At 49.6% G+C, this 14997-nt stretch carries 22 protein-coding genes; all 22 read right to left on the bottom strand.

Features of this window, described 5'->3' with window-relative positions; translation table 11 throughout:
* Window positions 1-7 precede the first annotated feature (7 nt).
* On the bottom strand, window positions 8-655 hold the full coding sequence (locus M1E86_RS20670; RefSeq protein ID WP_052219397.1) for a DUF2726 domain-containing protein: 648 nt from the start codon (window positions 653-655) through the stop codon (window positions 8-10).
* A gap of 37 nt (window positions 656-692) precedes the next feature.
* The gene (locus M1E86_RS20665) at window positions 693-1061 is read right to left on the bottom strand and encodes a hypothetical protein (protein WP_042847335.1); all 369 of its coding nucleotides are present in this window, start codon (window positions 1059-1061) and stop codon (window positions 693-695) included.
* Window positions 1058-1378: a DUF1064 domain-containing protein gene (locus tag M1E86_RS20660; protein ID WP_052219416.1), complete on the bottom strand. Its 321-nt coding sequence runs from the start codon at window positions 1376-1378 to the stop codon at window positions 1058-1060. Before M1E86_RS20660 ends, M1E86_RS20665 begins: the two co-directional genes overlap by 4 nt.
* Before the next feature lie 242 nt (window positions 1379-1620).
* On the bottom strand, window positions 1621-2616 hold the full coding sequence (gene rdgC / locus M1E86_RS20655; RefSeq protein ID WP_042847513.1) for a recombination-associated protein RdgC: 996 nt from the start codon (window positions 2614-2616) through the stop codon (window positions 1621-1623).
* Between the two features lie 239 nt (window positions 2617-2855).
* Complete coding sequence (locus M1E86_RS20650) at window positions 2856-3677, bottom strand: DNA adenine methylase (protein WP_166267806.1); 822 nt, start codon at window positions 3675-3677, stop codon at window positions 2856-2858.
* A 54-nt stretch (window positions 3678-3731) separates the two neighbouring features.
* Window positions 3732-4373 (bottom strand): nucleoside triphosphate pyrophosphohydrolase family protein, encoded by a 642-nt coding sequence (locus tag M1E86_RS20645; RefSeq protein ID WP_052219399.1) that lies wholly within the window; start codon window positions 4371-4373, stop codon window positions 3732-3734.
* 226 nt (window positions 4374-4599) lie between these two features.
* Complete coding sequence (locus tag M1E86_RS20640; RefSeq protein WP_227336995.1) at window positions 4600-5868, bottom strand: DNA polymerase III subunit beta; 1269 nt, start codon at window positions 5866-5868, stop codon at window positions 4600-4602.
* A 148-nt stretch (window positions 5869-6016) separates the two neighbouring features.
* A complete protein-coding gene (locus tag M1E86_RS20635; RefSeq protein WP_166267808.1) occupies window positions 6017-6349 on the bottom strand; it encodes a hypothetical protein in 333 nt (110 codons plus the stop codon).
* Window positions 6346-6807, bottom strand: a complete 462-nt coding sequence (locus M1E86_RS20630; RefSeq protein WP_042847339.1) for a hypothetical protein — start codon at window positions 6805-6807, stop codon at window positions 6346-6348. Before M1E86_RS20630 ends, M1E86_RS20635 begins: the two co-directional genes overlap by 4 nt.
* Window positions 6808-6861: 54 nt before the next feature.
* Window positions 6862-7383: a hypothetical protein gene (locus tag M1E86_RS20625; RefSeq protein WP_042847341.1), complete on the bottom strand. Its 522-nt coding sequence runs from the start codon at window positions 7381-7383 to the stop codon at window positions 6862-6864.
* Between the two features lie 106 nt (window positions 7384-7489).
* Window positions 7490-7915 carry a hypothetical protein gene (locus tag M1E86_RS20620; protein WP_042847343.1) on the bottom strand — a complete coding sequence of 142 codons (426 nt, stop codon included), beginning with the start codon at window positions 7913-7915 and terminating at the stop codon, window positions 7490-7492.
* Window positions 7916-8771: 856 nt separating this feature from the next.
* A complete protein-coding gene (locus M1E86_RS20615; protein ID WP_162762209.1) occupies window positions 8772-9254 on the bottom strand; it encodes a hypothetical protein in 483 nt (160 codons plus the stop codon).
* Window positions 9255-9403: 149 nt separating this feature from the next.
* Window positions 9404-9565 carry a hypothetical protein gene (locus M1E86_RS20610; protein WP_161595381.1) on the bottom strand — a complete coding sequence of 54 codons (162 nt, stop codon included), beginning with the start codon at window positions 9563-9565 and terminating at the stop codon, window positions 9404-9406.
* A 109-nt stretch (window positions 9566-9674) separates the two neighbouring features.
* Window positions 9675-10025: a hypothetical protein gene (locus M1E86_RS20605; RefSeq protein ID WP_042847355.1), complete on the bottom strand. Its 351-nt coding sequence runs from the start codon at window positions 10023-10025 to the stop codon at window positions 9675-9677.
* 67 nt (window positions 10026-10092) lie between these two features.
* On the bottom strand, window positions 10093-10614 hold the full coding sequence (gene ssb, locus M1E86_RS20600; protein ID WP_052219401.1) for a single-stranded DNA-binding protein: 522 nt from the start codon (window positions 10612-10614) through the stop codon (window positions 10093-10095).
* Window positions 10615-10862: 248 nt separating this feature from the next.
* Window positions 10863-11234 (bottom strand): hypothetical protein, encoded by a 372-nt coding sequence (locus tag M1E86_RS20595; protein WP_369473487.1) that lies wholly within the window; start codon window positions 11232-11234, stop codon window positions 10863-10865.
* Between the two features lie 68 nt (window positions 11235-11302).
* Window positions 11303-11587 (bottom strand): hypothetical protein, encoded by a 285-nt coding sequence (locus M1E86_RS20590; RefSeq protein WP_042847360.1) that lies wholly within the window; start codon window positions 11585-11587, stop codon window positions 11303-11305.
* A gap of 110 nt (window positions 11588-11697) precedes the next feature.
* Window positions 11698-12618, bottom strand: a complete 921-nt coding sequence (locus tag M1E86_RS20585) for an SPFH domain-containing protein (protein WP_042847363.1) — start codon at window positions 12616-12618, stop codon at window positions 11698-11700.
* Window positions 12619-12641: 23 nt separating this feature from the next.
* Window positions 12642-13073, bottom strand: a complete 432-nt coding sequence (locus M1E86_RS20580) for an NfeD family protein (protein ID WP_042847366.1) — start codon at window positions 13071-13073, stop codon at window positions 12642-12644.
* Window positions 13074-13355: 282 nt separating this feature from the next.
* On the bottom strand, window positions 13356-13517 hold the full coding sequence (locus M1E86_RS20575) for a hypothetical protein (RefSeq protein ID WP_162762211.1): 162 nt from the start codon (window positions 13515-13517) through the stop codon (window positions 13356-13358).
* 50 nt (window positions 13518-13567) lie between these two features.
* On the bottom strand, window positions 13568-14473 hold the full coding sequence (locus tag M1E86_RS20570; RefSeq protein ID WP_042847368.1) for a hypothetical protein: 906 nt from the start codon (window positions 14471-14473) through the stop codon (window positions 13568-13570).
* Window positions 14470-14997, bottom strand: coding sequence for a hypothetical protein (locus tag M1E86_RS20565; protein ID WP_042847371.1), 528 nt, complete (start codon window positions 14995-14997; stop codon window positions 14470-14472). The genes M1E86_RS20570 and M1E86_RS20565 overlap by 4 nt, the downstream gene beginning before the upstream one ends.

The raw sequence follows: 14997 nt of genomic DNA, 5'->3' as shown, positions 1-14997 counted from the left end.
ATTTGGTTTATTCGAATTGACCGTCGGAGATGGTCTCCGATATATCTATCGCGAGATCGTTATCGCTGATATCTGCCAGGCGCTCGTAGCGGTAGAGCGGGATATTCAGGTGGCTGAGCAGGCCAATCAGAAATGCACTGTTCTCAGATTCGGCCAGTCGCTCTTCAGTCAGCATGACCAGTACAATTTCGCCGCTATGCACATCGCTTAGAACAAAGTTAAAGTTCATTCGCGACATAAACTGCATGGCACTTTTGACGTCCAGACTTTGGCTCTCAAAATCCTTTTCTTCGGCCTGAATAATGTCGGTCACTCTGACGCGTGGTGCAACCGCATATTGGTCGGCAAACATCTCAATCAGGCGAGAGTACAGATTGCTGGCATCGCGCGGGAGAATAAATTTATGGCGTTTGTACCCAACGTAAATGGCCGGAGTCAGTTCGTCATCACTGGATATCACGCCTTCGTGATCTTCCCTTTGATAAATTCGCTCACCCGTTTCGGCATCAATGGGAAACAACTCGTCGAGCGTTGGCTTCCGGCTCCCCTTTTCGCCGCCCGGTTTTTTTTCCGACTTCCCGGTAAAAAACAGTAAGTAGGCCAACCCTAATACACCTGCAATAAATACGGCCAATCCAATCATCTTGAAAGACATGACGCACCCCCGTGCCTGTCTTGGTGAGTAATTCCTGTTATACCGGCCTGTCCGCAATGTCGTTGCGGATCAGGTAGTCAGCCAGGTCCCTAAGTGAAGAAACGCCCAAGTCCCGCAGTACCGCAGGCGGGCGCTCTTTATTAATTTCGGCTTCACGCGCTTTGCGGACATTCTGCAAATATCGATACATCTCTTCCGGCAAAGTCATGGCTTTGGCACTCAACAGCGGGTAATCGCTGCGGGCAAACCACGCTTCATAGGCCGCATCCTTGCGAACGTGATACATGGAGGGATCCATTTGCCCCTCGACGGGCGGTTGCCAAGTATCGTCATTGCGCTTCTTGCGCTCCGTGGATAAGAACCAGGTTTCGAAAAATTGCTTTACCACGCTATCAGTTACGCTCATGGATTTTCCTTGTTGTACCACGGAGAGAAGTCTTCAAAATTCCAACCTCCCTCATCTTTGAGCCATTTCACGGCCAGAAAACGGAAGGGATAGTGTTCTGCTGCAAGCTTTATCTTGACTCTCGCGTCCTCTTCCCAATGCCCTTTCACTTCATGCACCTCCAGATCACCCGAGGTCAGCATGACGAAAAAGTCCGCTGTATACGTTGTTTTGTCGGCAAGGCGCAGTTTGATTGATTCGAACTTGAACCAGGCGACTTCACCAGCATGCATACGCCATTTCAGATGTTCGGCGTAGCGTGCTTCTGTTTTATTCATTGTGCCCGTTCGCAACCGCCCCAGCGCTTGGGTCCGTAGCTTTGCTGTCAACTCTGCGGGTGCAGACTCAAGGCTTTGCTGGATGGGCGTTACAGGCTGCACGTCTTTCTTTGGTACCGATTTTGAACTCGCGCTCCGGCCCATTCTCTGTTCGTATTCGCGTTGCTGTTCTTCAGTCCAACGAAGCATTAGACGTTACCTTCGGTTTCGATTACCTAATTCATACCCGGTATGGTTACACGTTATTCGTCGTCATCCAGCTCGCTGTTATCGGCCGCCTCACCACTTTCATCGCCTTCCTCTTTGTCACCCCCGTCAGCTTCAGTTGAGGACTTAGCTTCCCCGCCGAACGCAGCAATTAACTGATCAAGGAGCTCCATAATGACTCCGGTAAACAAAACGAAGTCTGCATCAAACCTCTGCACTTCATCTTCACGATCAATATCATCGTTTTGCTCAATGAGGGCGTCAGCAAAGTTCAGCCTTGAGATGACAAAGCTGTCGTTGATGACGAAATTAAGTTGCTCCATCCAGCTCATCGCCAGCTTAGTGACCAACTTGCCAGCTTCGATGTGGTTAGCAATCTCATCGCAAACCAGATCTTGTCGTTTTGTCGTCACAACGCCACCGTCTTCCAGAATAGCTTCCAGGGTCGCTTCATCGCACAACGCCAGGCCTGGAGGCAGCTCGGAAGAGCGAACCCACTCGGTCAGCTTCAGCTCAACCGGAGTTTCTAACGTGAAAGGTATGATAGGCAGAGTGCCCAGTGTTTTACGCAGGAGCGCTGCCGCGTCTTCAGCGCGTTTAAAGCTGGTGGTATCCACTATGATCAGCCGGGATTTGGGATCAATCCACATGTTCATGTTGGCGTATTTACTCAGTGCTTTGGGTAGCAATTCCCCTAGCACCAGGTCGTTCAGCGCTGAAATTTCTGTGCGTTTCAGACGACGATTTTGCTCTTTTTCCAGCTTGGTCACACGCTGGCGCACGAGCTCTTTTACCGTGGCCGGAGGAATGATTTTGCTCTCGTTACGCTGAGTCAGCAGAATGAGGCCATTCGCCTGGTGAGTAAGCTCTTCGTACTCTTCACCCAGCGGGCTGACCCAACCAGTGCGCGCCATATCCTGCGGGCCGCACGGCTGAAACATGAAGGGTTTCAGTTGTTCTGTGATGTTACTGAAGTCAATCTGGCGGGTGATGCGGTACACCACGACACTTTTGGGACGAAAAAGAGGCATAGCTCCCTCACTATGATTTTTAATCAGAAGGGGCTTGCCCTTTGATTTTTGTTTTGACAGGTACTGGATGCGGTCACGAATAGCCAATTGCACCCAATACACCACATTGTTGTCTTTGATAAATTCAAGGTATTGGCGACTAGCTTCAGCAGGGTCATACCGGTGAATGATGGCAATTTCATCGCAGAATCGCTCAGTTAGAGGATCCTTGAGCGGTGGAATTTCAAACACCGGCACGGTCATGCTGAGGTCTTGCCGGAAGATACAGCCCGACGGATAGCGATAATTTCATTCGCCTTTTTCCCTTCCCCCGTTCCGTTATAAACACTGCGTGGGGCAGAAAACCCTTTAACTGCGAATCCGGCATACATCTCGCGGATGTTCTCGGCATCATGGCTGGAAGCCACCACATGCACCCCTTCCTCCGGCAGAGTATTCAAAATGCCCACCAGCTCGCGTTGTTGGGCTTCAGAGAATCCGCTTGCGTGATAACCTGTAAATTTGCCCGGATTGACATAAGGCGGGTCACAGTAGACCACGTCACCTTCACCGGCCAGTTTCAGCGTTTCTTCATAGCCTGCGCAAAGCAGATCCACATTTGCAAGGCGGTCAGCCATGTAGCGGATTTCTTTCTCTGGCAGATAGGGTTTGCGGTAATCGCCCCAGGGTACGTTAAACTCCCCTTTACGCTTGTTGTACCGGCACAGACCACGATACCCGTGGCGGTTCATGTAGATGAACATCGCGGCCATACGGACTGGCTCAGCTGTACGTTCGTTAAATTCTTTACGGATCGCATCGTAGTGTTCGCGAGTACGGCACGTAGCATAGAGTTCAGACAGTGCAGCAATAACGCTTTCAGCAGCGTTGCGGATGGTGTCGTAAGTGTTGATTACGTCGGCGTTGATGTCAGCCAGTACGTAGTTTGAATACGCGGTATTCATCATCACTGCACCCGAACCACAGAAAGGTTCGATCAGACGGGCACCCTTTGGCAGCGCCAACTTCAGCTGAGCCATGACGCCTTGCTTACCCCCAACCCACTTCAGAACTGTATTCATTATTTCACCATAGAAAGCGGGCAACCCCACGTTGCCCACATGAATGGATAAGGCTTACTTGATGCCGTTTACCAACGCTTTGCGCTCTTCGACGAGATTACGGTTCTCATCGTGTGCCAGGAACGCTTCAAACTTCTCTGGATAACGGACGGCCAGCTTGACGATATTGGTTTCCAGAATACGGCCATAATGGATACCGGAGGCCGATGGGAAAACACCCAGGCTATACCAGTTCAGGTCGCCGAACTCTTCAGACAGGTTAACCAGGTCCAGCGACTGTCCTTCAATCGTGTTCACCAGCGCTTTGCAGATTTCTGCGGATTCAGTAAACACACCCAGAGAGGCATGCAGAATGCGCGAGTCGATTGCACCCAGGGAACCGAGGCCGATATTGTGTGCTTTGCCGTCAAAACCAGTCATCATCATGGTGTTGGTGTCGTCATGCAGCTCATCAGCGGAAATGGACTCCGGCGAAAGCGTGCCGATCAGGTCTTGCAGGTCGGCCAGGCCTTTTTTAAAGCGATTAATGTCAATCGGTTTACGGTAAAAAATACCTTTTTTAAACTGGTCCAGCATTTCACCCAGTGAGTGAGCCGCTGACAACAACAGATACAGGTGAGGCACACTCACGCCGCTGATGTTAGGGATCACCGATTCGGTGCGAAGGGCTTCTTCATGGTATTGCTTCAGTTCCACGTAAAATCCTCAAGTTTCTTTATTGCTGGTGGAGCAAGAGGTAACTTTTGAAAAATAAATGTTACCCATGCGGGAGAAAGTGCTCTCATCATAACCGTTGACGTTTCCCATTCCCTTCGAAAAGGCGGTCAATTTGTCGTTGTTTTTCAGTGGGAAATGCCAGCAGCTTTGCACGATTGACGTGCGATTGCTTTTGGTTAACAAAACAAACAGTTAGTGCGACTTGTTAGAATCTGACTGGCATGATGATGTCGCAGCAGTCATCGCCGAAGCCGATTTCCAACCCTGTTACCGTGTCTTTCAGGGCAACAGTTATTTCTGTTTCTTCGTCTGAATGTGAGATCAAGCTATTCAGTGCGCGAAGCAGGTATTCGCAGTTGATGCCGATTTCAATTTTGTCTTCCTGCTCCCCTGCCACTTTTTCGATATCCAGCACTTCCTTGCACTCGATCAGGTTTTGATTAGGGGACTTAATCATCAGCGCATTACTTTTGAAAACGAATACGCCTGTACTGTTCGCATTCTTACTGACTGCGCCTGCATTGATGAGCGGCAGCGCACGGCTTAATGCGTCACGGAGCACCAAGGCATTTATGCTGAACTTCTCTGTATTGTGCTTAACAACACCTGCAACACGATGCCAATCGGGATAGCTGCCATTAATCAGATTGGAGACCAAGGTGACATCACCCAGGTTAAAGGTCAGGTAACTTTCGCTGTAGTCAATACGGAAATTTCCTTGGTTTGCACCCAGCAACTTCATGAGGATAGGACATACTTCGATCGGCAGGATGACCCCAGAAGAAGTCCCAGACAGAGATGCAGGGGCTACTGGTGTCACGATCTCTTCTTGTGATTCGTTCGTAAACAGTACGTCTTGAGTCATTACAGACATTCGGTGCCCATCGGTCGCGACGGCGTTGAAGGTATTTTTATCCAGACTCAGGAAAACCCCATTCATGTAATGGCGAACGTCATTCTTACCCGCAGAGTGCATGACACGTTGCAAGGTTCGATGCAGCATATTGGCAGGGAAAGTGATGCTGTACTTGGCTGTCAAATCGGACTCGTCTACAACCGGGATTGTGTCCATACACAGAGGAATGTTGTAAGCATTTTTGCCGGTACGAATGATGAGGCGATTTCGGTCTTGGTCGCATCGTACATTCACGGTTTCTTCACCTTTCATGTTACGGAACAAGGTGCTGATATGGGTTGCAGGTACAGAGGCCACCATATCACCGTTGGCTTTATGGACCACTCCACGGGAGATCACTTGCCCGGTATTGTAATCAACACCGAGCGCGCTCAGGTTGTCCCCTACCAGGGTCAGGGTCAACATTTCCAATACTTTGAACTGAACGTTACCACGCTTAATGATCATGCAAGGCGCATCGATGATACGCAGCATGTCATTTGCAGAGATGTCGAAGCCTGGCAGATCTTTGAAGGTACGCTTCTTTGGTGCCGCTTGCTGATTCAGAGTTGTGGTCATGTCGGATCCCTATAATTTAGTAAGTAGTCATAATTAGACTACCTCGACCCAAACTGGTGACGAATAGCAAAACAGCGAATTATTTAGGATAAGTGAAGTATTATGGCTTCACAAAATAAATGGGGTCACTTGACCCCATCGCCTTCTGTTAACGCAGACAATCCGCCATAGTAAAATATCCGAGCCGCCGCATCATGTCGTACATCTGGCGGGCTTTACCGTTAGGACCTTCGTGCTTACCCAATTTGTAGATCAGAACGCGCATCCCCATCAACACACTTTCTGTATCGGGTTCACCTTTGAGCAGGGGCTTATCTGTATTCTCCAGCCAGGCTCCGTGCTGTGCAAAATGCAGAATATCCCCGGCCAGTAATTCAGGCTGCTGTAACATAAGATGGCAAGTAGTGAGTGCAAACTGAGTTGCTTCGGCTTCACTGACGTTCAATGTAATTGCCAGATCAGCCGCTGAATTAACGGTCATAGTGCATTCCTTTCCCATGCCTCTGGGTTCCCTCCCAGCGTCAGCACCAACGCCTTGAGTCTTTCCGTTTCCGCATCCGCTTCCAGTCGTTCAGCACGAAGGCGCTCATTTTCAGCTGTCAACTGCTCGTTAGCCCCACGCTCAGAGTTAACTTCATCTTGAAGTCGCTTGAGTTCAGCCGGATTGTCTCTGTCTTGCTTGGCTTTTTCACGGTAGAAAGTCAGTTGCTTGCCGAATGAGACGTTCAGTTGCTGGAGGGCATTAAATTGGCGCAACAAACCTTGATAGTCAGGAGCCGGGGAATAGCTGCCTTTGTAATCACCGGACAGGTTAGCCAGCGTTGAGATCAGCTGTGTGATGAGCTCTGAGGGGGCCGTGACTTTTCGCAGATTGTCAGCACAGACCCCTTTCTCTTTCAGCGTCTCAAGTGTTTGGTTCAAAATCGACTTCATGTTCATGATGAATTACTCCGGTTGCTGATGTTGAAAAAAGTTCACTCACCTACGCGAGCATTATGCTGACCAAGGTTTACCCACCGCATCTAATGCGGCGATAACGGTTTGACGATAGGCGGCAACTGCCCCCGCGACCTGTGCGGTATAGACCCTGTCAGAAGATAAATCGACGGGTTGGTTGATGTGCTCCACCAGACGATCCAGCGCCGCAATTAGGTGCGTGACATTCTCATAGCCAAAATCACTGTCTGCCCGGTCATACAGGGCGATGACGGCATGGTGATGTTCGCCATGCTCTTCGAAGTGCTCGCGAAATTCGTCAGCCAACGCACGCATCGTAGCGATAGCGGAATGCGTTTCGGGTGTCAGCAATTGCGATGCCGGTTGTTTCAGGCGAGCATGGTGGCAGCGGACCCAGGCATTCCATTCCACGTTGAGGTCGATACGTTCAGAGTCATCATCATCATCGACAAAGCCTGCGGCTACTAGCTCAGCGGCCGTGGCGTGGTTGATGTTTAAGCGCGATTGCAGATCCTGTATGAACAACTGCCGCAGGTTCAATAAGCATGGGTCTTTCATGGTGTGTCCTTCTGGATAATTTGAGATAGCATAACGTGGGTGATATGGCTCACGAAATTTTTGCGTAGAAAACCCGCTGGTTTAGCGGGTTGATGATCTGGCTGGGTTACTTGGGGCCACTAAAGGTGTTTTCGATAACTTTCTGACTGCGTTCAACCCAGTCGCTGCTGTTTTCACAGTTAACGTTGGCTTCGAATACCTGGCGTGCGGATGTGTACATGGGGCTGTTGTACCCCCCACGATTGGCAAGCATGACGCGGATGCCGTTGAGGTAGGGATAAATCGGGTCCTGCAAGATAGTCTGATCCACATCACCAGCTTGCTGACAATGCTGGGTGCGCATTTTAATAATGTCCTGAGCAACCTGTAAGCACTCAGGGCAGCTGGCTTTGTAGGATTGGAATTCTGCCATTGATTTTCCGGCAACAGGTCGCCCACTCGCATTGGTAGGAATTTCAGCAAAGGCACTGGTCATACACAATGCGGCAATGGCTCCGGCCAGAAATGGTACGCCACGGATACGTTTAAACATGTTTTTTCACCTTGTTAATGTTCACCCAGACGGGTAGCTCGATCCTACTACGGACATGATTTCCACTCGCCCGAAAAGGCCAACAAAACGAGGACTAAAAACGATGACATGGAGCCAGGCTAAAGATAGCTTATTCATATCGTATATGATTAGGCGTAAACATGGAAAACACCACGCAACACCGGAACTCATCGTTACAACAAGACGTAATGTACGTATTGCTTAAAATTAGGGCGCGTAACAGCAATCCAATTCCTTTCACAGCCATCTTCTCGATCCTTAACAAAGGCCGTTCCTGTGAGGTAGAACGCCCCAATTTGCGCATATCTTGTAGAACGTTGGTGGAGCGAAGGCTGTTGCTCAAGTACCGTGACCCACGCTCACTAAAAGTCGCGTACACATTAAGCGAGATTGGCATTGAATTGGCAGAGACTATCCGCAAAGGGCGCGAGGACGAATGAGGAAAAGAAGACCGGCACAGGGCGTGCCGGTTCAAAGGCTAACCTAAATAACGACGGCTAATGGAAATAACACTGCGACGACGAGCTGGTAATAAAGCTGCTTGCTTATCAATTACACGCTCGGCATTATCGACTTGAAACTTCACGCGGTAGCCCTTCCCTATCAGCGCTCGCCGCATGTGTCTGTCCATTTGGTCACGCGACCAGCCGAAGGCAAATTCACGATCACCACCACTACCAGATTGAGGCCCAGCGATGATATCGCGGACCCGTTGTTTCAGAAACTGACCACGAAGGCCGTATCCGGACAGCTTCCGGCGTAGCTTTTTAGTCGTCATTGAGTGCGTAGACTGTCCGTTTTTCACGTTATTTCTCCACTTGTTACGCCCAAGGGGCTAATTGATACGTTGGCCTGGCATTGGATTCGATCTGTCTCCACGTAGTGAGGCTTTGATAATCCCTATGGATTGCTCAATGCCACGGGTATCTTGCCCTTTATTGGCAAGGATGTGCTTTTGCTCATTCAGCGCCATGATGGCATTTTCAACACCAGCACTAAACACGTCAGTCTTCACCTTTTCAGTGGTGATAACACCATTGGTGACAGCCTCAAATCCATTAACGATTTCGTTAAGTGCCAATGCGCCTTCTGGCTCAAATTGTTGGTAGTTGTGTAAGTCAATGAACGGCAGCAGGTTATCCAGCAGGCCGCGTAGCGCATAGAACATTGTCAGCAGATACAGGTTGTCATTCTCAGTCGAACTGTTATCGGCGATTTTTTTTGACAGTGTTTCTTGGGCTTTCGCGTTATACCGAGTTGCCCAAGCCTCACTCACGCAAGCCAAGAAGCGTTCCCCTTCTTGTTCGGTCGCTTCCAAACTCGGGACGCCAAAAGAACTTGGTAAAGCCTCTCTCCAGGGGATCCGAGATAAAAACCTCCATTAAATGGCTATTTTCAGCCAGGAGGGTATGTTCATGGTGTTGAGCGCCCATCGCGAGTTCATTCAGGGCTTTAGTTGTTTTTGGGTCAATCATGCTGATTTTCCATATCAGCGGGATGCGTATGCACTGGCGCGCGGCCATGTCGCATGTGGTACAGGGTATCGCGGTGCTGTTTGGCATCCATCGTGTTATTGTTTTTGTTTCCCCAAGACAACGATGAAATTAATTTTTTGAAGAACGCTTTCAATTTAGCCTCTCTGATTTACGGCAGAATTTATTTCTTAATCAGTGATATCTGCGAGTGAAAAGTGGTAACACAAGAATGCTACCACCGGTTTAACCGCTGTCGAAACACCTTATCTCGGCAACAATCCACAATCTCCGGCAATGGTTAAAACGTCACCATTGCGGATCACAACACCAATGTTACGGATATGCTCAATCTTGCCTGCCGCACATTCACTGGCCTGCGCCATTTGCGTAACCAGCTGGGAAGATGCTGCGGTAGCCTTATCCAGTGCCGCTTCAGGGGTATTCAGGAAGAATACATAGAATGTAGCAACCGCCCCCAGCATGACCATCATCACACTACGAAACAGCAATGACGCAACAGCAAAGCCTGCCACAGCAATCCCCGCGTAACTGAGTGCCTGGCCGATACTACCGTTGTTGAGAATGGCATTCAGTGATGCCTGTATTTCGTTCATGTCAGACTCCGAGAGATAGAAACAGTAATGCAGCCCGGAAGGCTGCATAACGGAACGATGGTGGATGTTAGAATGGTGGGTCGTCGGTATTTGGCGCACCCCAACCGCCTTGGCTGTGCTGTTGCGAATTTTGTTGCGGAGCACCCCATCCTCCTTGCTGGCCGCCAGGTGCATTATTCGGTTGATTATTTGCCTGGCGGGGGTTTTGCTGGTTCTGTTGCTGCCCGCTGGCAGGGGCTGAACCGAGCATTTGCATAGTGCCACCAGAAGCCGGATTGACTACGATCTCAGTCGTGTAGCGATCCGTGCCGCTTTGGTCTTGCCACTTACGCGTGGAAAGTTGTCCTTCGATATATATTTGCGAGCCTTTGTGCAGGTACTCACCAACAACATCGGCTAATTTTCCAAAGAAAACAACGCGATGCCACTCTGTTTTTTCTCGTTGCTCACCCGTCTGCTTGTCACGCCAGGTTTCAGATGTTGCGATTGAAATATTGGCTACAGAGCCACCATTTTGCATTGCACGGAGTTCGGGATCTTGGCCGAGATTCCCGACAATGATGACTTTGTTAACACCACGTTGTGCCATACGACTATCCTTCTGGTATTGATGGTTGACTGAATTACCATCTTTATTTTACGGATGTGCGTCAGATGACAAACCTTTAAGGGGGACAAAATGGGGTGCTTTTCCAGAAACATTCTTAGGGAAAGGAAAATAAAAAAAGCCCGGAAGCCGGGCATGGTGATCGTTATGTCTAACGAGGTAAAACACTTTTTTTATATTTAATAGTGGTGCTGGCTAACTGTATTGCATTCCCTGGTGAGGCGCAATTGCTATAGGAGTTGTGATGCCAATTCCGCAGCATGTTTTTGAGCAATATCAGGAATATCGATGGCAGAGATAAGCGCATGCTTAGCGCCGTCAGCACTGACTCCGTACACCACCCATCGTAGCGTATCGCCAGGCGCTGCAACCAGCTCATCGACATCGCCGCTCGCCGGAAGATCAATGATTTCGTTACCGATACCTTCGGCACCGTAAGCAATGCGGATAAAGCCGTGCCCTGTTCCCAGAGGCAATTCGTTAAGGACAAACTCACGTAGCGACACGAGTTCTTTCTCAGCGGTTTGTGTTGCCAGATAATGAAGGTTTGGGATGCGGCTTAAAATTTCAGCCGCACTGGCGGTGTCGCGGGTCGTGGACATCAAAATATAAGCAGCCCACAGAGCGCCAGCGTTGAATTCATTTGAAGTTAGTGTAGTCATGGGAGTCCTTATCTTTTTTGTCGCTTGAAGCTTTCGCTTCCATATTGTTTGAAATATTCAGTGAAGCCTTTATCGCTTTCACGCGTTGCAGATTCAGCGGCCGCAGTTGCTTTTCGCATGTCACGCTCGGCGACTTCTTTGCTCAGCTGCATATATCGAGTCATGTTGTCAGAACTGGGATCCGTAACCACCTCTTCATAGGCAGATTGGTAGCGTTCATCAAGTGATAACCCAAACGTGGTTGAACATCCTGCCAGAAAAAAAGCCAGAGGTAAAATGATTAATTTATTCATGTGGTTACGCCATTTTCAGAGCCAGAGTCTGTGTTTCGTTTTACAGATTTTGAGAACCAGACTCGGGCTTTCGTTTCTGATAAGGCCACCAAAGTGATGGCCGATTGAGGTTATTTGGACACAGCAGAACCGACAGACATCAGGGAACCTGCATTGATGAGACCACCAACGCTTTGCGCCAAATCAGCGGGCATAGCCACCACTTTCGCGTTAGGGCTGGTTGCCAGCACAGAGAGAGTCTCAATATAGTTGTTCGCTAACTGGAAACTCATTGCTTCGCGCCCCCCCTCAATCGTGAGTGCTTCAGCCAATTTCGACGAAGCTTTGAATTGCCCATTAGCCAGCGTTTCCAGCGCAGTAGCTTCGCGAACAGCCGATTGCTGCTTCGCCTCTGCATCCAGGATCATGGCTTCCTTCTTGCCTTGCGCCTCCATAATGGCAGCATTTTTATTACCGGCCGCGAGCTCTTCGGTCGCTTTGCGTTCACGAACCGCAGCAGCTTGCTTTTCCATTGACTTCAGCATTGAGTCGGAAGGTGTAATATCCTGAATATCCACAGTACGCAGGCTTAGGCCCCAATCAACCATCTGCACGTCCATACTCTGACGTAAACGTGCGGCCAGTTCGTCACGGTTGGTCAGCGTCTCATCGAGCTCCATCCCACCAACGGCGTTGCGGATCGTGGTCATGACCAGATTACGCACGGCGGTGTTGAAGTTATCAACCCCGTAGGCAGCTTTTTTCGGATCTGCGACGCGAATGAAACAAATCGCATTAACCTGCGTCATGGCGTTATCTTTTGTGATGGCTTCAATGCCTTTCACTTCGATCATCTGATCTTTCGCCGACATACGGTAGGCGATGTTATCCAAAAACGGGATCAGGATGTTCAGTCCGGGATTTAACGTCGTATGGTATTTACCCAGGCGCTCGACCACCCATTGGTCCGCCTGAGGCACGATGCGCACACACTGGTACAGCGTGATACCGAGAAACACAACAACAACAGCAAGACTGATAAGTCCAATCATGTTTTTTTCCTATCCAATCAACGTTATTCCGCAGTCACTGCGGCGACTAAAACAACACCACTACCAACACTCACAATTCTGACACGAGCGTCGCGTGGCAGCACCTCTTGTGATTTACACGGCCATTGCTGGTTACCCTGAACCGGCTTTGTCAGCAAAATCACACTTTCCCCACCTTCCGGTAACGCAAATGCCAATTGACCGACCTCGCCGATCAATGGTTCTTCCACGTATCGCTTCGGCTTATTGCGTGAGAACTTCACCCAGAAAAACGCACAACACACCGTTGCAATGCACCAAATGCTAATCTGCCACTGCAAACTCACATCAGGAGCAATCAGCGTGATAGCTGCTGGAATTATCGCGGCCAGCGCCATCCATAGGCCAAAAAAAGTCAATGTGAACAGCTCAATAATGCCAAAAAGTGCGCCCAGTCCCACCCAAATCCAAACCACTGTAACCCCCTTAAAACATCTAACCGATCATAAAAACGTAAGCGGCCAACTTGTAGGCCCCGGTGCCGGATAGCAGAGCAATTAAGCCACAGAGAAATGACCACTCTTTTTCACGCCTGCGCATGACAAGGCCATCTGCCCGACTGCACAAATAAGGCATAAGTGACAGCCCCAAAAATGTCAGGCAGGTAATGCTCAGCAATGCAGCAATGAACGTTAGCAAATGAGCAACCTCTCAGGTGGTCGGATGAAGGATACAAAAATTACGCAGGACGCTCAGCATTAAACGTCCGCAGAATGGGGACGAAAAAAGTACCAGGCGACAATGCCCAAATCAGCAGCAATCCAAGGGATATAAGCCCAGGAATGATAGCTGTCTGGAGAAATGGCAATCCAACTGAGTTGCACCAGTAGTGTGATAATACTGAGCAGCCAAAATGTCATGAGATACCTCAACGATAGTGTTAGTTCGTATGTAGAGAGTTAATCACGAGTCATTCGGGTGACGAAGTTTTCAGGACCTTTTGGGTTACTCCTTCAACGAATTTCCACCGATGGCCGCGACCTTCAAAACCATAGGCTTCACATTCGTAGCCTTGGCGCATCAATGACGTGTTTATGCCGCTGACCGCACTACTCCGGCTCGCCCAGTGATAGCCACCGTTGACGTTTAACCAGTCAACAATCTCAGCAACATGCCTTTGTTTACCATCCCCCATCAACGTTTCAATACGGATCATGGTGCGTTTCCAGTCGGTCATAAATTGTCCCGTGCCTGTGGTGCCCGCAACGGCGATCCGCATATCGTCGTGAAGCTGAGCCCGCAAGATTTTCCCTTGATGACGAGAGCCAGGAACCATGCGAGGTTCAAGCTGAACCCTGAGAGAGTAATGGGCTTCACTGATCTTTTCGGTGACTCCGTCATAACGCAGTTTTCGTGAAGGCGACTTCTCAACTTCCAGCAAACCGATACCCCACTGACGCATGAGTAACAATGGAAAGTCTCGGCGGGCAGACGACTTCTTACAGGCCACATAGATGAGATGGGGAAGGCCTACCTTGTTATTGCGATATGGATAGAACCAGGCCATAGCTTGTTCCAGTACCGGCAAACCGATCGCTTTTTTGCACTCAATGACCTGTACAAAAGGACCTTTCGTGGCAACAAAATCAGGACGCTTTCCGTGGTGTTTTAAATGTACTTCGGGATAGACCTCCCAATGCAGCCACTTCATCCAGGCTTCAACGCACGCGGCAATTTCAGCTTCCGTCATATCGTTGCTGTCAGGCGAAGCGAACTCAGGCTGGTGAGGCAGGTAAGTGGTAAAGCTACATTCCACACCATCATGCGTACCGAAACGTCGGTTGTGTTTAATCATGTGGTCAGCATAGTGACTCATTGGGCATTGACCTCCTGATCTGCCGCAAACATCATTGATAACGCGATAGTGACCTGGGTGACTGTGCGATGGCTAAACGCCATGATATATGCCTGCGCAGCGGCACGAGCGTTCTCGTCTTCCACCTGCGCTATAGTTATGAAAGCTTCGGTATGGCTGGTGGGATATACCCAGCCAGCCCACCAGCTTAACGTGTAATTGAACAGTAGAATAAATGCTGTGAATAGCGTCCAAAGTGTTGCAAACGCAATCAGGCATAACATCATGCACGACAGGAACAACGCGGCCAGTGAATGCCAGCTGTCTACATCAGTGGTGATGACCCGCACAACAAACCCGACGGCACTGGCCCAGAGTGCAACAGACAGTAACCCACGTTTTCGATATTGCTGCTTCGCACCATTTCGCGCCATCATGATTTTGAACCACAACATGAAGAGCGTCAGATAGACTTTTTGTGTGAAAGTGGCGTTAGCCCAGTGAGGACGCACGCTCTTCTCCAGATACTGGTTGGCGTATTTCAT

The sequence above is a fragment of the Providencia sp. PROV200 genome (assembly GCF_049901995.1).
GTDB classification, from domain to species: Bacteria; Pseudomonadota; Gammaproteobacteria; order Enterobacterales; family Enterobacteriaceae; genus Providencia; species Providencia rettgeri_E.
The sequence above is the reverse complement of the archived record's forward strand: the minus strand, read 5'-3'. Positions and strand labels throughout refer to the sequence as shown.